This is a genomic window from Parasphingorhabdus sp., from assembly GCF_965233695.1.
In the GTDB taxonomy this organism is placed as follows: Bacteria; Pseudomonadota; Alphaproteobacteria; order Sphingomonadales; family Sphingomonadaceae; genus Parasphingorhabdus.
Genome location: NZ_OZ247497.1, coordinates 2,726,136 through 2,740,121, shown reverse-complemented (window position 1 = coordinate 2,740,121; position 13,986 = coordinate 2,726,136). Strand labels below are relative to the sequence as shown.

Annotated in this window: 18 protein-coding genes; 9 read left to right on the top strand and 9 right to left on the bottom strand. The window is 50.3% G+C overall.

Going from position 1 to position 13,986, the window contains the following annotated elements; translation table 11 throughout:
• Positions 1-11: 11 nt before the first annotated feature.
• The 4 genes from ACO6S1_RS12965 to ACO6S1_RS12950 all read right to left on the bottom strand — a co-directional run bounded on the left by ACO6S1_RS12965 (position 12) and on the right by ACO6S1_RS12950 (position 3,758).
• Positions 12-380 carry a hypothetical protein gene (locus ACO6S1_RS12965; RefSeq protein WP_332042755.1) on the bottom strand — a complete coding sequence of 123 codons (369 nt, stop codon included), beginning with the start codon at positions 378-380 and terminating at the stop codon, positions 12-14.
• Between the two features lie 74 nt (positions 381-454).
• A complete protein-coding gene (locus ACO6S1_RS12960; RefSeq protein WP_332042754.1) occupies positions 455-1,108 on the bottom strand; it encodes a class I SAM-dependent methyltransferase in 654 nt (217 codons plus the stop codon).
• A 6-nt stretch (positions 1,109-1,114) separates the two neighbouring features.
• The gene (locus ACO6S1_RS12955; protein WP_332042753.1) at positions 1,115-3,478 is read right to left on the bottom strand and encodes a heavy metal translocating P-type ATPase; all 2,364 of its coding nucleotides are present in this window, start codon (positions 3,476-3,478) and stop codon (positions 1,115-1,117) included.
• Positions 3,471-3,758 carry a hypothetical protein gene (locus tag ACO6S1_RS12950; protein WP_332042752.1) on the bottom strand — a complete coding sequence of 96 codons (288 nt, stop codon included), beginning with the start codon at positions 3,756-3,758 and terminating at the stop codon, positions 3,471-3,473. The genes ACO6S1_RS12955 and ACO6S1_RS12950 overlap by 8 nt, the downstream gene beginning before the upstream one ends.
• Before the next feature lie 119 nt (positions 3,759-3,877).
• Here ACO6S1_RS12950 and ACO6S1_RS12945 point away from each other — a divergent pair, with 119 nt between their 5' ends.
• A complete protein-coding gene (locus ACO6S1_RS12945) occupies positions 3,878-4,150 on the top strand; it encodes a metal-sensitive transcriptional regulator (RefSeq protein ID WP_332042751.1) in 273 nt (90 codons plus the stop codon).
• A gap of 44 nt (positions 4,151-4,194) precedes the next feature.
• Here the strand turns inward: ACO6S1_RS12945 and ACO6S1_RS12940 are convergent, their stop codons facing one another.
• From ACO6S1_RS12940 to ACO6S1_RS12930, 3 genes are read right to left on the bottom strand one after another with little or no spacing between them, the layout of a single operon-like run.
• Positions 4,195-4,446 (bottom strand): hypothetical protein, encoded by a 252-nt coding sequence (locus tag ACO6S1_RS12940; RefSeq protein ID WP_332042750.1) that lies wholly within the window; start codon positions 4,444-4,446, stop codon positions 4,195-4,197.
• Positions 4,447-4,472: 26 nt separating this feature from the next.
• The gene (locus ACO6S1_RS12935; protein WP_422343067.1) at positions 4,473-4,940 is read right to left on the bottom strand and encodes a DUF411 domain-containing protein; all 468 of its coding nucleotides are present in this window, start codon (positions 4,938-4,940) and stop codon (positions 4,473-4,475) included.
• Positions 4,941-4,950: 10 nt separating this feature from the next.
• Positions 4,951-5,586 carry a DUF2231 domain-containing protein gene (locus ACO6S1_RS12930; RefSeq protein ID WP_332042748.1) on the bottom strand — a complete coding sequence of 212 codons (636 nt, stop codon included), beginning with the start codon at positions 5,584-5,586 and terminating at the stop codon, positions 4,951-4,953.
• 145 nt (positions 5,587-5,731) lie between these two features.
• Here ACO6S1_RS12930 and ACO6S1_RS12925 point away from each other — a divergent pair, with 145 nt between their 5' ends.
• The 8 genes from ACO6S1_RS12925 to ACO6S1_RS12890 all read left to right on the top strand — a co-directional run bounded on the left by ACO6S1_RS12925 (position 5,732) and on the right by ACO6S1_RS12890 (position 11,704).
• Entirely contained in the window at positions 5,732-6,010 is a 279-nt protein-coding gene (locus tag ACO6S1_RS12925) for a hypothetical protein (protein ID WP_332042747.1), read from the top strand.
• Positions 6,007-6,447 (top strand): Spy/CpxP family protein refolding chaperone, encoded by a 441-nt coding sequence (locus tag ACO6S1_RS12920; protein WP_332042746.1) that lies wholly within the window; start codon positions 6,007-6,009, stop codon positions 6,445-6,447. The genes ACO6S1_RS12925 and ACO6S1_RS12920 overlap by 4 nt, the downstream gene beginning before the upstream one ends.
• A 20-nt stretch (positions 6,448-6,467) precedes the next feature.
• Positions 6,468-7,040 carry an RNA polymerase sigma factor gene (locus ACO6S1_RS12915; protein ID WP_332042745.1) on the top strand — a complete coding sequence of 191 codons (573 nt, stop codon included), beginning with the start codon at positions 6,468-6,470 and terminating at the stop codon, positions 7,038-7,040.
• A gap of 54 nt (positions 7,041-7,094) precedes the next feature.
• Positions 7,095-8,849: a copper resistance system multicopper oxidase gene (locus tag ACO6S1_RS12910; RefSeq protein WP_332042744.1), complete on the top strand. Its 1,755-nt coding sequence runs from the start codon at positions 7,095-7,097 to the stop codon at positions 8,847-8,849.
• On the top strand, positions 8,846-9,970 hold the full coding sequence (locus tag ACO6S1_RS12905; protein ID WP_422343066.1) for a copper resistance protein B: 1,125 nt from the start codon (positions 8,846-8,848) through the stop codon (positions 9,968-9,970). Before ACO6S1_RS12910 ends, ACO6S1_RS12905 begins: the two co-directional genes overlap by 4 nt.
• Before the next feature lie 36 nt (positions 9,971-10,006).
• Positions 10,007-10,234, top strand: a complete 228-nt coding sequence (locus ACO6S1_RS12900) for a DUF2933 domain-containing protein (protein ID WP_422343065.1) — start codon at positions 10,007-10,009, stop codon at positions 10,232-10,234.
• A gap of 203 nt (positions 10,235-10,437) precedes the next feature.
• Positions 10,438-10,947, top strand: a complete 510-nt coding sequence (locus ACO6S1_RS12895) for a YybH family protein (RefSeq protein WP_422343064.1) — start codon at positions 10,438-10,440, stop codon at positions 10,945-10,947.
• A 43-nt stretch (positions 10,948-10,990) separates the two neighbouring features.
• Positions 10,991-11,704, top strand: a complete 714-nt coding sequence (locus tag ACO6S1_RS12890) for a PepSY domain-containing protein (protein WP_422343063.1) — start codon at positions 10,991-10,993, stop codon at positions 11,702-11,704.
• A 110-nt stretch (positions 11,705-11,814) separates the two neighbouring features.
• On the opposite strand, the gene ACO6S1_RS12885 is transcribed toward ACO6S1_RS12890, so the two are convergent.
• Positions 11,815-13,017: a hypothetical protein gene (locus ACO6S1_RS12885; protein WP_422343062.1), complete on the bottom strand. Its 1,203-nt coding sequence runs from the start codon at positions 13,015-13,017 to the stop codon at positions 11,815-11,817.
• 108 nt (positions 13,018-13,125) lie between these two features.
• Positions 13,126-13,761 carry a methyltransferase family protein gene (locus ACO6S1_RS12880; RefSeq protein ID WP_422343061.1) on the bottom strand — a complete coding sequence of 212 codons (636 nt, stop codon included), beginning with the start codon at positions 13,759-13,761 and terminating at the stop codon, positions 13,126-13,128.
• Between the last annotated feature and the right edge of the window lie 225 nt (positions 13,762-13,986).

Genomic DNA, 13,986 nt, shown 5'->3' with positions numbered 1-13,986 from the left:
ATATGCGGAGTTTATGGCCGCGGTTGCCGTCTGGCAAACCACAGGCTGATCAAAGGAATGACCAGCCACATTAGGATGGGAACAAAGCCGATATCGGTGCCAGGCACCAAAGGCATGAGCTCGCTATATTGCCAGCCCCATTCCGATTCATACGGCATATTGTTAGCTAACCGTTCGATAATTACCGTTATTCCGAGCCCAGTCAGCAAATAGATGCCAATCATCCAGTAGGTTGGGCGATGCATCCAGTGCCTGTTCCGGTTCAAAATAGAAACAACCGTATAGGCGAGCACCAATATCCCCACGTCGCCAAATGTTGCCCGCGTGCAACCTAGAGTTTTCTCCCAATAGGTTGCCGACCCGACATCAAAAAATGGCATTTGCAGGATTTCCCATATGAAGGCTGTGAAAAACCCGAACGTGGCTATGTGAACCTCGGGCTCTTTGTCGAATTTCACGACGCGAGAAACTTGGCTTTGAATAGGGAAATGGAACCCGTTGCTGTCGGGAAGCTTAGTGTTTTTTCTGTCAGATATCCCGGCGCTACCAATATTCGTTCCAATATACCTTCAGCATTATGTTTCGTGTCTTCGACACCATCGAGCTGCTGCACCGTCATTCGAAACGCAGAGCGCATCAGCGGTGATTTCTGCATTGCATAATCTGCAATGTGGAGTTCACCGCCGGGCATTAGCAAGCTGCGCATGATATCAACTATCTCGCTCTTTTTCAAAAGAGGCACCTGATGAAACATCAAACTGGATGTTATTTTTGTCGGCTGCCAACCCTGCGGCAAAGCTTCTTTTGATAAGAACCCCGGAATGAATCGAATATTGGGACCGTTTATTTTCTTGGATGCCCGTTCGAGCGCCTCGATATCGGGATCAAGCCCCATGAAATCCGCTTCCGGACAATGCTCCGCCAAAATAGCCAACAGGCTTCCGGTCCCACATCCCACATCCAAAATCCTGTCGCCTGGAACCGGATTGATCTGCTTAGCTAGCGCCGAACGCCACGCATTTTCCCGTGTCAAATATCTGATCGCGAGATCATAGAGCGGCGTCAGGATTTTATAGCCTAATGGCGGAGTGTAGGTTTCGGTTGCCATTAGCTATTACAAGGTCCGACGACGCAACCGCAGCGCATTTGCGATAACCGATACTGAGGAAAGACTCATCGCGGCGGCCGCGATCATCGGGCTCAATAATATACCGAACCAAGGATAAAGGATACCAGCTGCGACCGGCACGCCAAGGCCATTATAGATGAACGCAAAGAACAGGTTCTGCCGTATATTACCCATGGTGAGCTGGCTGAGGTGACGGGCTTTGGCGATACCGCCCAAATCACCTTTTACCAGCGTGATCCCGGCACTTTCCATTGCCACATCGGTGCCCGTGCCCATAGCGATTCCAACATCCGCCTTGGCCAAAGCAGGCGCATCATTGATGCCATCACCAGCCATCGCAACCTTCTTGCCGGCCGCTTGTAGCTCGGAGATGACCCGGTGCTTGTCTTCGGGTGAGACATTGGCATGAATTTCATCAATGCCAATGAGCCGTCCAACGGCTTGAGCAGTCACTTCTGCATCGCCGGTGAGCATCACAACGCGGATATTGGCCTTGTGTAGTGCTTTTATCGCGTCAACGGTGGTTGGTTTGATGGGATCGGCAACACCGATGAGGCCAGCAGGCTTGCCGTCCACAGCCACAAACATCACGGTTTGGCCCTGTGACCGCCCATTCTGTGCTTTGACAATCAGGTCAGCGCTGCTTGCACCAAGCCTTTCCATCATCTTTTCATTGCCGATGGCAACACGCCTGTTCTCTGCAGTCGCTTCTACGCCTTCGCCAGTGACAGACCCAAAGTCGGTAGCTGCTTCAAAGGAGAGCTTCCGATCTTTTGCGCCGGCGACAATTGCAGCAGCTAAGGGATGCTCGCTTGCCATTTCAATGGCTGCGACCAATGCGAGCATCTCATTCGCGTCCATACCTGTTTCCGGTTCAACGGATACCAGCTTTGGCTTGCCTTCTGTCAAAGTGCCGGTTTTGTCGACAACAATGGTATCGATTTTTTCTAATGTTTCGAGTGCTTCGGCATTTTTGATCAAGATACCGTTTTGTGCACCCTTACCGGTACCGACCATGATCGACATGGGGGTCGCTAAACCAAGCGCGCACGGGCAGGCTATGATCAGGACCGCAACCGCATTGACTAAGGCATAAGCAAGAGCGGGATGCGGTCCCCAGATCGCCCAAATAATAAATGTCGCAACGGCTATGAGAACAACGGCAGGGACGAATAGTCCTGCAACCATATCTGCCAATTTTTGAATAGGCGCGCGACTGCGTTGTGCCTCGGCAACCATTTGTACAATTTTTGCAAGCAGAGTGTCTTTGCCGATCCGGTCAGCCGTCATCACAAAACTGCCCGTTTGATTGACCGTGCCACCGGTGACATCGTCCCCTTCCGCTTTACTAACTGGGATTGGTTCGCCGGTAATCATAGATTGATCGATAGTACTGGAGCCTTTGGCGATGCTACCATCAACCGGAACTTTCTCACCCGGGCGAACACGCAACCGGTCACCTAGTTGTACCTGGTCCAGCGAAATCTCTTCATCTGAACCATCATCATTAACACGGACAGCGACAGGCGGTGCTAATTCGAGAAGAGCGCGCAACGCACTAGATGTCTGACCGCGTGCCTTAAGCTCCAGAACCTGCCCCAGCAAAACAAGCGTGGTAATGACGGCTGCTGCTTCAAAATATATCGCGACATTGCCGTTATGTCCACGAAATGCATCGGGAAATGCATCAGGGAAAATGGTAGCAAAGACACTGAACCCATAAGCGACGGCAACTCCGAGGCCTATGAGTGTGAACATATTGAGGTTCATCGTCTTTACAGATTGGATGCCGCGAACGAAAAATGGCCAAGCACCCCATAAAATAACGGGACTTGCCAATAAAAGCTGCAACCACTGACCGGTTGCCGGACTAAACAATCCATCAAATGGATTGTTGGGAATGAGTTCGCCCATCGCGAAAATGAACAACGGAATGGTGAACAGCGCACTCACCCAAAATCGGCGGCGCATATCGATATATTCTGGATCAGGGCCAGTATCGAGCGAGAAGGTTTCTGGTTCTAGCGCCATGCCACATATTGGACAGGAACCCGGGCCTTCTTGGCGGATTTCTGGATGCATCGGGCAGGTGTAGATTGTTCCGGCAGGCACATTATCCTGGGCTTCACGGTGTTTTCCGGTGAGATAATGCTCCGGGTCTGAAACAAATTTGGTTTTGCATCCGGCGGAACAGAAATGATAATCCCGAGCATCATGACGCGCATGATGCTCGGTTTTATCCGGCTCGACAGACATACCGCAGACGGGATCTGTGACATGATCTGAAGAGCCTTCGTGGCTGTGGTCATGGCCTGCAAGGCCACCGGGGGAAGGAGTGACCTCAGCCATTAGCGGTGTTTCCAATCTTGTTTTGAATAAAGCGTTTTAGCGGAACTACAAACAGCGCGATATACCACCCATAGGCAAAGCTGCCGGCAGCGCCCGCCAGAAAACCGGGCCATGTTAACCATTCAAATCCAGGGAGCCAAGGCGCCCAAGCTTCATGCATATGCGCCCAATTCGGTGCTAGTACACCAAAGCCGATGCAAACCAGATAGCTGGCAAGCAGGAATAGACTCAAGGTCCACCCCCAAATAAGAATTTGTTTACCCATTGAAATATTGGACATTTTGCACTCCATCTTTTCGTTGATAAATATACCATAGTGGGGTATAGTTTATTAGTCAAGTTTGGATTTGCGAAGAGTCTTTTGATTGCAAGCTGACTGAGATAAGGCATAGAAAAAATATGACAGAAAAATTTACTCAGGAAATAAACCGGATGCGCCGGATTGAAGGCCAGGTCCGCGGAATTGCCAAAATGATGGAGGAGGGTCGGTACTGTATCGACATTCTTCAGCAATTTTCCGCCGTGGAGGCCGCATTGCATGCCACCAAAATGAAAATATTGGAAACTCATACCAATCATTGCGTGCAGGAAGCCCTCACCTCTGGCGACAAGGCTGATCAAAAGGAGAAAATAGCGGAGCTGATCAGCTTGTTTGGCAAAATGAGAAAATAGAAAAAGGCCCGGAGCCTTTGCAGCTCCGGACCCATCCTGCGACCCTATTCTGGTTTAGCTTTGCCTTGATCCATTTTGCTATGGTCCATCTTGGAGTGGTCCATTTTTGAATGATCCATCATCTGACACGACATTTTGCCATCAGCACCTTTTTGCATCATGCCTTCCATCTTTTTGCCATCCTTCATCAACTCGCATTTCTGCGACTCAGAACCACCGGCTTTATGTTGATGCGCCATGGCTGCTCCGCTCGAAACCAGAGCGATTGCGCTTACGATAATTGTCATTTTTCTCATGATATTTCCTTTCTTGGTTATTAGTCTCAATTGTAGCTTGCGAACACACGTTGCCCATCATCGCCAAAGGCGATGACCTGGTAAGGTTGTGTTTGATTTTGATATTCCATGCCTGGCGAGCCGACCGGCATGCCTGCTACGGCAAGCCCTTTAACGCCAGCAGGGCGGGTTTCGAGCAATCGCTTGATATCAGCGGCAGGGACGTGGCCCTCGATGACATATCCGTCAATAACAGCAGTATGGCAAGAAACAAGCTTAGGCGGAACGCCCAATGCTGTTTTACGCGCTCTCATGCTGGTTTCATCTTTGACCGTTATCTCGCGGTCCATATTGGTTTCGGCATGATCGGCCCATTTCAAACAGCAACCGCAGCCAGCATCACGATACATGACAATGGGCGCAGCGCTTACAGCAGTTGTGCAGGCAGCCAGCAGAGCCAACGTCATGCCGTTCGCCGTCTGGCGTATGTATTTCACAGATAGTTTTTTGGTCATATTTCTTCCTTCACATTCCCATATGATTGGGACCGAGCGACATCTCGGCGCCCCAATAGCCTTGAAATAAAATCGCAAATGCTACCGCGGCAAGACCGACCCGGAACACGGTGCGTTTGCCCGAGTTTGCGGGAGCACTGGACAAAAAAGCGAGCAATATACCGGTTATGGCAATACCGGTGCCTGTCCACCTGTGAAGTCCCAAAATCTCCGAACGATCACTCATGCGTATGCCGCCTGCGAGCCAGCCCAAAATTGCGGCCACAATGCCGCCGGCTGCACCGATCCAGACGAGGAACCGAACCGAACTCCCGACACCTGCCGTAGGATTAATAATCATAATAAGCTCAGCCAACGCGGCAACCAGGAAAAGAGCGATTGGGAAATGAACCGCCATAGGATGCAAGCGACCTAGAAAATCGATGAGATCGAAGCCTTTGTCGGTTGCCGCCTTGTGGGCATGTTCGGCATGCGAATCTAGCATATCTCCAGATTGCATCGACGGCATGCCCGCATCTGCGACGTTGTGTTCGTTCGATTGGGCCACGGGATCAGGCTCATTATTGCGATGAGCCTCATGCGCTTGTAATGCAGAAGCTGGCGAAAGAATTAAAAGCAGTACCAAACCGATTGAACGCCAGTGCATATTGAGCTCCAAATCTAGCAGTTTGTTTCGATGCTGCTATGTGACTATTACGCAGCGAACTTTCATACCCCTCAAAATTTCATTGAGGGTTTTATCTGCTACGCGCGTAAAGTAGTTAGTAACGCGGTTTTGGAAGGAAAACTGAATGACTGAGAAGTTTAGTAAAATTATGGAGGATCTGAACGATAATAGAGCACCTGGTATCGGTCCAGACTTCGAGGCCGGTATTTGGTCCCGTGTATCTCAAATCGAACGCAAACAGCTTGCAAGAGGCCGGAATGGCTTGGCCGCTATCATGCTGGCTACCGCGCTTAGTGTCGGCGTGATGAGTGGGGGGGATGAAGCTATAGCGAGCAGTGGCTCCAGTTATTTGAGCGATGGGCCGGACTATTCACCAGCCACATTGCTGCACGTTTTACCATGAGAATGGGGCCTTTTCGCATTGCGCTCCTGATTTTTCTGGCCCTGACTGCTGGATTTCTAGGGTCTTTGGCAGCCAATAAATGGTCCGCGCGAAATGGTGAAAGCTCAAGCCTTCATGGGTTTGTTCATCAAGAGCTCCGTCTTTCAGAAACCCAAATGAAAGACCTTGACGAAATGGAGAATAAATTTGCGGTAAAGCGCCGTACCTTGGAACTATCCCTGCGGGCGGCCAATGGCAAACTTGCTACCGCTATGGAGGAAGAACACGAATTTGGCCCTAAAGTCGCATTGGCGGTAGAAGATGTGCATGACCGTATGGGGGAGCTACAAAAAGCAACGATCTCGCATGTTTTTGAAATGCGTTCGCTATTAACGCCCGATCAGCAATCTGCGTTTGACCGTCATGTGAGCGATGCACTTACTGCTGATCAGCAATGAAATTCTTTGAATAATCTGGAATGGATCAGCCAATTTCAGATGAACAGGACGAGGTCCTTGCAAGTAGATCAGCCAAGGGGGATCGAAGAGCGTTTGGGGTCTTAATGCAGCGCCATGGTCCACGCTTGCTTAATATTGCTTTTAGAACCTTGCGTCATTCAGACGAAGCGCAAGATGCTGTCCAGGAGGCGATGGCCGCAGCATGGTTCAAAATGGGTCAATTTGACCAAAGCCGCGAGTTGGCTCCATGGCTAACCAGAATCACGCTTAATAAATGTCGTGATCATTTAAGGCGGCGCAAAGTGCGTCGTTTTTTCGAGTTTGGAAGCGGTCAGGAGCACGAATTAGAAACAGCTGACGAAACACCTGATCAATCTTCCGACCTGGAATCACGTCAGTTGCTTTCTCTGATGGAAGAAAAAATTGCCACCCTTCCCCATTCTTTGAGAGAACCATTCCTTTTGGTAACCTATGATGAACGTAGTCAGGCTGAAACGGCTGCTCTTCTAGGCATTTCGGAAAAGGCAGTTGAATCGCGAATTTACCGCGCGCGAAACAAATTGCGGGATGCAGCTAAAAGTTTTGAGGGATAAAGCATCTGCGCGCGTAATGAGGTTGAACACAGACCTCTATTCAGGACAGAATTTATGCTTTCCCTCGACCGCAGAAAATTAATTACTTCATCGCTAGCGCTTGGTGGGGCTGCAGGATTATCCGCAGCGATGCCAGGCTGGGCACGCGCTGCCAATGGAGGCACATTAGCCCGCAAAGGCAGTGATGTTCTCTCCGGCGAATATATGAAAATGACGGTTGCTGATGCCGCGTTTACGACCGGCAGTCGGCGCGGACCGGCTGTTACCGTAAACGGCACTATCCCTGGCCCTTTGGTGCGCCTCAAGGAAGGCCAGAACCTCGTCGTTGACATGGTCAATGATAGTTCTGAAGGCACGTCAATTCACTGGCACGGGCTGCTTGTTCCGTTCTTAATGGACGGTGTTCCCGGCGTCACAATGGCGGCGCTCGAACCGGGCAAGACATTCCGTTACGAATTCCCTATCCGCCAAGCAGGTACATATTGGTGGCATGCCCACACTTTGCAGGAACCAATGGGCCACTATGGCCCAATCATCATTGACCCCAAGGGACCAGAGCCGGTGGAATATGACCGGGATTATGTAGTGATGCTGTCTGACTGGTCACCCATGAATCCGCATACAATCATGGCCAAACTGAAAAAGGGCGAAGGCTATTTTAACTATAACCAGCGCACAATGACAGATGATTACCCCCTTTCGGCAGAGGAGCGCCGAATGTGGGCTAAAATGCGGATGATGCCAACCGATATCGGCGATATATCTGCCGCAACCTATACCTATCTTCTCAACGGGCATGGTCCTGAAGACGGGCTGGAGTATCTCTTTAAAAGAGGCGAACGTGTGCGCCTGCGCTTCATCAACGGGGCAGCCGCCACGTTTTTCAATATCCGTATTCCAGGCCTGCCAATGACGGTCATCTCGGCCGATGGGCAGAATGTCGAGCCGGTTCAGGTGGACGAATTCCAGATTGGCAATGCCGAGACTTATGACGTTATCGTCGAACCCGGAAGCAGCGAAGCCTATACAATTACCGCTGAATCAATGGATCGCTCGGGCATGGGCCTTGCCACACTGGCAAGTCGCCCGGGAGCGCGTGCGGCGGTTCCTCCGCTTCGCGACCCACCATTGCTTACAATGGCTGATATGGGCATGTCCGGACACGGCGAAGGTGGGACGGATCATTCCGCACATGGCGCTACCGTTTCCGGTGCGGCAATGGCCGATATGGATATGTCGGGCGGCATGAATATGCGAGACACGTCCAAATTGCCGCCTTCGGTCAAGGTCGGACCTGGTGTAGATATGGTATCAATGAACCCGGTTGACCGGATGGGAGACCCTGGCATCGGTCTCGACAAGGTTGACCACAGGGTTCTCAACTACAAACAACTTGTGGCAGCGCGCCCTAACAAGGTTCGAGCGCCTACACGGCTCAAAGAAATCCATCTGACAGGAAATATGGAGCGCTATATGTGGTCCTTTGACGGCAAGAAATTCTCTGCCGTTACAGATGATCCCATCCGCTTCGCTTACAATGAACGCGTTCGGGTCAAGCTCGTCAATGATACAATGATGGCCCATCCTATCCATTTGCACGGCCATTTCTTCGAACTGGTAAACGGTGCGAAAAATGATCGCCAACCTCTGAAACACACGGTTATCGTGCAACCAGGCGGCAGCGCCCAATTTGACCTCACGGCGGATGAACCGGGCGATTGGGCGTTCCACTGCCACTTGCTCTATCACATGCATAACGGGATGTTTCAGGTCGTCACCGTGCGCCCGCTGGATGGAGACAAATCATGAAAATGATGATTGCTCTCCTGCTGTCAAGCACAGCAGTGCCCAATGTCGCGTTCGCGCAAAGTCATGACGGTCATAATATGCCCGCTATGGCAGACCCTGCCGAAAAGCCGGTTGCCGATGAAGCTGATCCCCATGCAGGCCATAATATGGACACAGCTAAACCGGCGCAGGATGATGTCCCCGTCAACCATGATGAAATGGATCATGAAGGCCTTCCGCATGAAGGCGCCGATGAAGCGGAAGCATCTCAGGATATGCAAATGGATTCCATGAGTGATCCTCAAATGGATCACAGCCAAATGGATCATGGCAAAATGAACCAGCAGTCAGAAGAGGCCGACACAAATGCCGGTCATGACATGCCATTAGATTTGCCCGTAAATGCGCCTCCACCCCCGGAAGCGTTTGACGGGCCCACATATGCGGCTGATCAATATGTCGGCGCAGAAGAAATGGCCGCTTCGCGTGCTGGCGTGGCCCGCGCCGTCAGCGGCACGCCGGTATTCTGGTTTCAAGGGGACCGCCTAGAGTACCGAGCCCGGGAAGGTAAAAACGGTTATTTGTGGGACGTCCAGGGCTATTATGGCGGTGATCTGGAAAAATTCTGGTTCAAAAGTGAAGGCGAAGGCAGCTTTGGAGAAGCCATAGAGAGCGCAGAAGTACAAGCTCTATACAGCAAGGCCATAGCACCATTTTTCGATATTCAGGCCGGTATCAGACAAGATTTGACCGGCCCTGATCGCACGCATGCTGTGATTGGCATACAGGGTTTAGCCCCCTATCTTTTCGAGGTGGATGCTGCGCTCTTCCTTTCCAACAAGGGGGATTTAACCGCAAGAATTGAGGGCGAGCTGGATCAGAAAATCACCCAGCGCCTCATTTTACAGCCGCGCGCCGAGGTCAATCTTGCCGCCCAGGACATCCCAGAGCTTGGTGTCGGAGCTGGCCTGGATAGCTTGGAAGTAGGTCTTCGGCTGCGCTATGAATTCGCCCGGGAATTTGCGCCCTATATCGGAATAGAACAGGAATGGAAGCTCGGTGGAAGCCGCGACTTTGCAATAGCTGCGGGCGAAGATCCATCGGTCACCAACTATGTCGTGGGAATACGTTTTTGGTTCTAGCAGGATTTCAAGTGGTTCCGTTCAAAGGAAAGTTCGATGAAAAATAACAAGCCGGCCCCCCGCCGTTTTGCGTTAACGCTCTCCTATATTGTTGTTTTTCTCGGCGCTGTCGTCATTGGCGGCTATTTGATGACCCATCAACACCAGGCCCATATCCCTGGCCTATATCTACTCCTTGGCATCGTGCTGCTAGCGTGCATTCCGATGTTTCTGTTTATGCGTGGAGGGGGGGATCAGTCGTCAAATAAGAACGAGGAAGAATGAATAGGGAAACTTCTTTCTAATGACTGGGTTTCTAAATCCCTGGCCGACTCTTCTGATAATCGCCATGTTTCCAATTCTTACAATCATATATGGGCGGCTTAGTATGTATGCAGGGCGCGAGGTTGAAGGCAAGCTTGGCAAAACTGCTGGAAGGGTACTGCGCTTTGTTAAAAGACTGGGAACAATAACCAATGGATAGAACTATGATAATTTTCAATGCAATCTTGCTCGCTCTCGCACCAGCCAGTGCGCTCGCAGCACAATCGAGTGACGCCCAAATTGATAGTAAGACGAGCGCAACGGAAGCGGAACCTCAAAATTCAACGCGGTCCTCTCCAGAAAATGTTCTAACCGCCTACCGGGACGCCATTCAAAGGCTTGATGCTTCAAAGATGAAGCCGCTGTTTTCAGAAGAATCTCAAATATTCGAAAATGGTAAGGCTGAAGGAACATTTCTCCATTATCTGGAACATCATCTGGGTCCCGAATTAGGTCATGTAAAAAGCTTTACTTTCACGGAGCCGACAGTCTCATTAACTCAAGTTGATAATACCGCGTTTGCAACCGAGACTTATGGCTATGTGATAGTTTTGCACGATGATCGTAAAATCGAGCGCACCGGCATCGCGACGTCGGTGTTAGTTCGTGAAGGCGACAACTGGAAAATTCTGCGGTACCATTCTTCTTCGCGCGCTCCCAAAAAGGTTAAATAAGACGCGACATCAAATTATAGTCTGCGACTTATCGGGGGAATAGATGTCGACCAAGATTCACATCAAAGCGAGTAAGCTACATAAATGGCTCGCCCTGATCATAGGGGCACAATTGCTGCTCTGGTTCGTTAGCGGCTCTATCATGAGCATTGTACCTATCGAAACCGTACGGAGCGAACATTTAGTATCACGCGAGGCGGAACCAGTTAGAAATATCGGCGGGCTCGTTTCTCCTGGAGCTATAGGGGCAGAAATCGATGGCCCCATTCGCTCATTGCGCTACCGCATGCTGTTGGGCCTACCTGTTGCCGAAGCAATTGATATGGAGGACAAGACATATCTTTTTGATGGCCTCACGGGTAAACTACGCGGGCCGATTGGGAAGAAGGAAGCCCTCAATATTGCGGAAAAGGCATGGATCGACGGACAGCCTAATTTTACGTCAGTTGCCAAGATAAATCAAAATTCCATAGAGTATCGGGGTGCTTTGCCCGCATGGCAAGTGAGCACAATTGATGACGTGAGGATTTTCATTCCTTTGGCTACAGGGGACATTTCAGCTGTCCGAAGTACTACCTGGCGATTTTACGACTTCTTCTGGTCACTTCACATAATGGACTGGAAAAATCATGAAAACTTCAACAGCTGGTGGCTGATAGCCTTTGCGCTCGGCGGTGTGCTAATGTCCGTTTCGGGTTTGACACTTCTCGTCAAACGCTGGCCATTGAAACGCCTACGGAGAAAAAATGCTAGCTAGTGATTGGAGGAAGAATCAGCTCCAACACAATCAACAAAGCCTTGCCAAGGCGCCGTTGCACAAAACGCAGTGACTATTTTACATTGAGCATTTACTTGCAATTGCACGCATCAGACCTCGACTGCATCGCCAAACCCAACAATCAGAACACCAAAAATCACAAGAAGTGCAAAGAGACAGCCGCGCCATCTCTGATTTGGAAGGAGAAATGCCATTCGAGCAGCGATTGCTGCCTGCAGAGTGTAATAAAGGGCGAAGGCGCGAGACGCATAGCTGATAATCTGAAACACATCCGCGCTCCAGGTTAATACCAAACCTATGATTACGAGTAACACATAGCCATTGCCCGGACTAATCCTGCCTTTTGTCAATTCTGCAATCAGACCGCCAGAACCGCTTGTATCGGCTATGGCGGCGCTGAATTGTGCAGCCAACGCCCCGGCTACCAATATCCAGGGCAATATTGGAGAAACAATTCGCATCACATCAATGATTGCCGTTTCCGTCAGCTGGAATTCTTCATGCTCAAATGACAATGCGAACAGCGTGATATAGATCATATAAATTGCAGCGGCCACCAATTGCGCAAGCTGCATCGATTTGACCCGAACGGCGGCACTATATTCGTCGCCTAGATACCTTGACGTCTCAAATCCTTGGACGGTAATAATCAGGCCGAAAGCTAAGGTTACGGCTGCCCAGCCAGTTAGTTGCGGTGGGTGAACGACTAGCGCTGAACTGACGACCTTGCCGTAGCAATAATAGCTGAGGCCCGCCAACAAGCCGGCGATGATAGCCAGTTTAATTGTCACGGCTGCATATTCCATTTTCTCAAGCGCGGAGAAACCGCGCGTATATCCAACGATCAAAATGACCAAAAAAATAAATGAGGTCAGTAACTTGGCGTTGGCGGAACTATTGAAAGATGTCAGGCTAAGCCCAAAGGCGCCAAAGAGATTGAGATAATAGGTGACCGAAATCATGAAGGCGAGCGCCAGCGCCCAGGAGGCAACAGTTTCCAGTTTCTCTGCTATGTAGTCCTGAAAAGTGACTGGCCCATTGCGGATTGTGATATTGAAACGGATTGCACTGCCGAATAAATAGGCTCCAAAGACCAGTACGCCCATAAAAAGCGGAGCCTTGCTTCCATAGGCATACACCAAGATGGGGGCGAGGACGAGAAATCCGCTACCGATAATTGATGCCAATGGCGTAACAGTTGCACGCCAAACCGGTGATCTCGAAAGCTTGGGGGAGAGCTGCAATACGCCAGCGGAAATTATGGCCGCGATGATGACAACATTCAATATCATATCGTCATCCCGCTAGGACCTTATAGATTATTGATCGCGGCAATATGTCCAAGAAGAATAATCCCGCCAAGACGCAATTTCATCAATCGACAAGCTGCATTTGCGAGATCAAGATTCCTGTGAGCTTTTCCTCATCGCTTTCCATCGCCCCCATTGCGGAATGAACATCGGAACCTGACTTTGATACACTCGGTAATCATCCCCAAATTTCCGGAGCATTTCCCGCTCTTCCTTGCGGGCAAGAAAATAGTAAGCAACCACGATGAGCGGCAGGAGGCTGATCGAAAATATGGTAGGCCAATGAATGATGCCTTCCCCAAACAGGGCAATGAAAAGTCCGGTATATTGCGGATGTCTTGCAAACCGGTACAGGCCGGTAGTCACCAACACGTTTTCTTGCCGGGCACGATAAACCTCTTTCCAACCTTTAATGAAAAGGCCGATTCCGGTAAATGCAACGCCGTAGCCCAAAATCATCGCGGCAAACATCCCGGTTTCGCTAAAGTTCAGCAATGTCGACCATAAACTGTTACTAACATATTCTCTATCCAAGCCAAAAAAGCGGATGGCGAGGTACACGGTTAACGGGAAGCCGTACATTTCGGCATAAAGCGCGATAATAAATGCCTGTACGAGCCCCGCGCCTGCCCATTCGCGCCAACCCTTTGGTGCAAAATATCTGTAGAATACCCAAGAGATCACGATGACCATGATCACGGCCAACCCCCATCCAAACGTGCCCATAAATAATCTCCGTACCAATAATCAGTTAAACCATTTGCCTAGAAAAATGCCCTGCGGGCCCCAAAAATATCCCAGCCCCGCCTTCAATTTCCCAAACGAAATTAATGGCTGAAGAAAGAACGCAATCAGAAGAATTTCCGGCGTTAGTGGATAAAGACGCAGGTTCCAGTGTTTCGTTACAGTACTAACGCAAAGCTTGGTCTCATAATCTCAAAACATATTGGT

Excerpts from the sequence above, each read along its gene's own strand:
- ACO6S1_RS12965 (WP_332042755.1), bottom strand. The coding sequence starts at position 380 with ATGCCATTTTTTGATGTCGGGTCGGCAACCTATTGGGAGAAAACTCTA.
- ACO6S1_RS12960 (WP_332042754.1), bottom strand. The coding sequence starts at position 1,108 with ATGGCAACCGAAACCTACACTCCGCCATTAGGCTATAAAATCCTGACG.
- ACO6S1_RS12955 (WP_332042753.1), bottom strand. The coding sequence starts at position 3,478 with ATGGCTGAGGTCACTCCTTCCCCCGGTGGCCTTGCAGGCCATGACCAC.
- ACO6S1_RS12950 (WP_332042752.1), bottom strand. The coding sequence starts at position 3,758 with ATGTCCAATATTTCAATGGGTAAACAAATTCTTATTTGGGGGTGGACC.
- ACO6S1_RS12945 (WP_332042751.1), top strand. The coding sequence starts at position 3,878 with ATGACAGAAAAATTTACTCAGGAAATAAACCGGATGCGCCGGATTGAA.
- ACO6S1_RS12940 (WP_332042750.1), bottom strand. The coding sequence starts at position 4,446 with ATGAGAAAAATGACAATTATCGTAAGCGCAATCGCTCTGGTTTCGAGC.
- ACO6S1_RS12935 (WP_422343067.1), bottom strand. The coding sequence starts at position 4,940 with ATGACCAAAAAACTATCTGTGAAATACATACGCCAGACGGCGAACGGC.
- ACO6S1_RS12930 (WP_332042748.1), bottom strand. The coding sequence starts at position 5,586 with ATGCACTGGCGTTCAATCGGTTTGGTACTGCTTTTAATTCTTTCGCCA.
- ACO6S1_RS12925 (WP_332042747.1), top strand. The coding sequence starts at position 5,732 with ATGACTGAGAAGTTTAGTAAAATTATGGAGGATCTGAACGATAATAGA.
- ACO6S1_RS12920 (WP_332042746.1), top strand. The coding sequence starts at position 6,007 with ATGAGAATGGGGCCTTTTCGCATTGCGCTCCTGATTTTTCTGGCCCTG.
- ACO6S1_RS12915 (WP_332042745.1), top strand. The coding sequence starts at position 6,468 with ATGGATCAGCCAATTTCAGATGAACAGGACGAGGTCCTTGCAAGTAGA.
- ACO6S1_RS12910 (WP_332042744.1), top strand. The coding sequence starts at position 7,095 with ATGCTTTCCCTCGACCGCAGAAAATTAATTACTTCATCGCTAGCGCTT.
- ACO6S1_RS12905 (WP_422343066.1), top strand. The coding sequence starts at position 8,846 with ATGAAAATGATGATTGCTCTCCTGCTGTCAAGCACAGCAGTGCCCAAT.
- ACO6S1_RS12900 (WP_422343065.1), top strand. The coding sequence starts at position 10,007 with ATGAAAAATAACAAGCCGGCCCCCCGCCGTTTTGCGTTAACGCTCTCC.
- ACO6S1_RS12895 (WP_422343064.1), top strand. The coding sequence starts at position 10,438 with ATGATAATTTTCAATGCAATCTTGCTCGCTCTCGCACCAGCCAGTGCG.
- ACO6S1_RS12890 (WP_422343063.1), top strand. The coding sequence starts at position 10,991 with ATGTCGACCAAGATTCACATCAAAGCGAGTAAGCTACATAAATGGCTC.
- ACO6S1_RS12885 (WP_422343062.1), bottom strand. The coding sequence starts at position 13,017 with ATGATATTGAATGTTGTCATCATCGCGGCCATAATTTCCGCTGGCGTA.
- ACO6S1_RS12880 (WP_422343061.1), bottom strand. The coding sequence starts at position 13,761 with ATGGGCACGTTTGGATGGGGGTTGGCCGTGATCATGGTCATCGTGATC.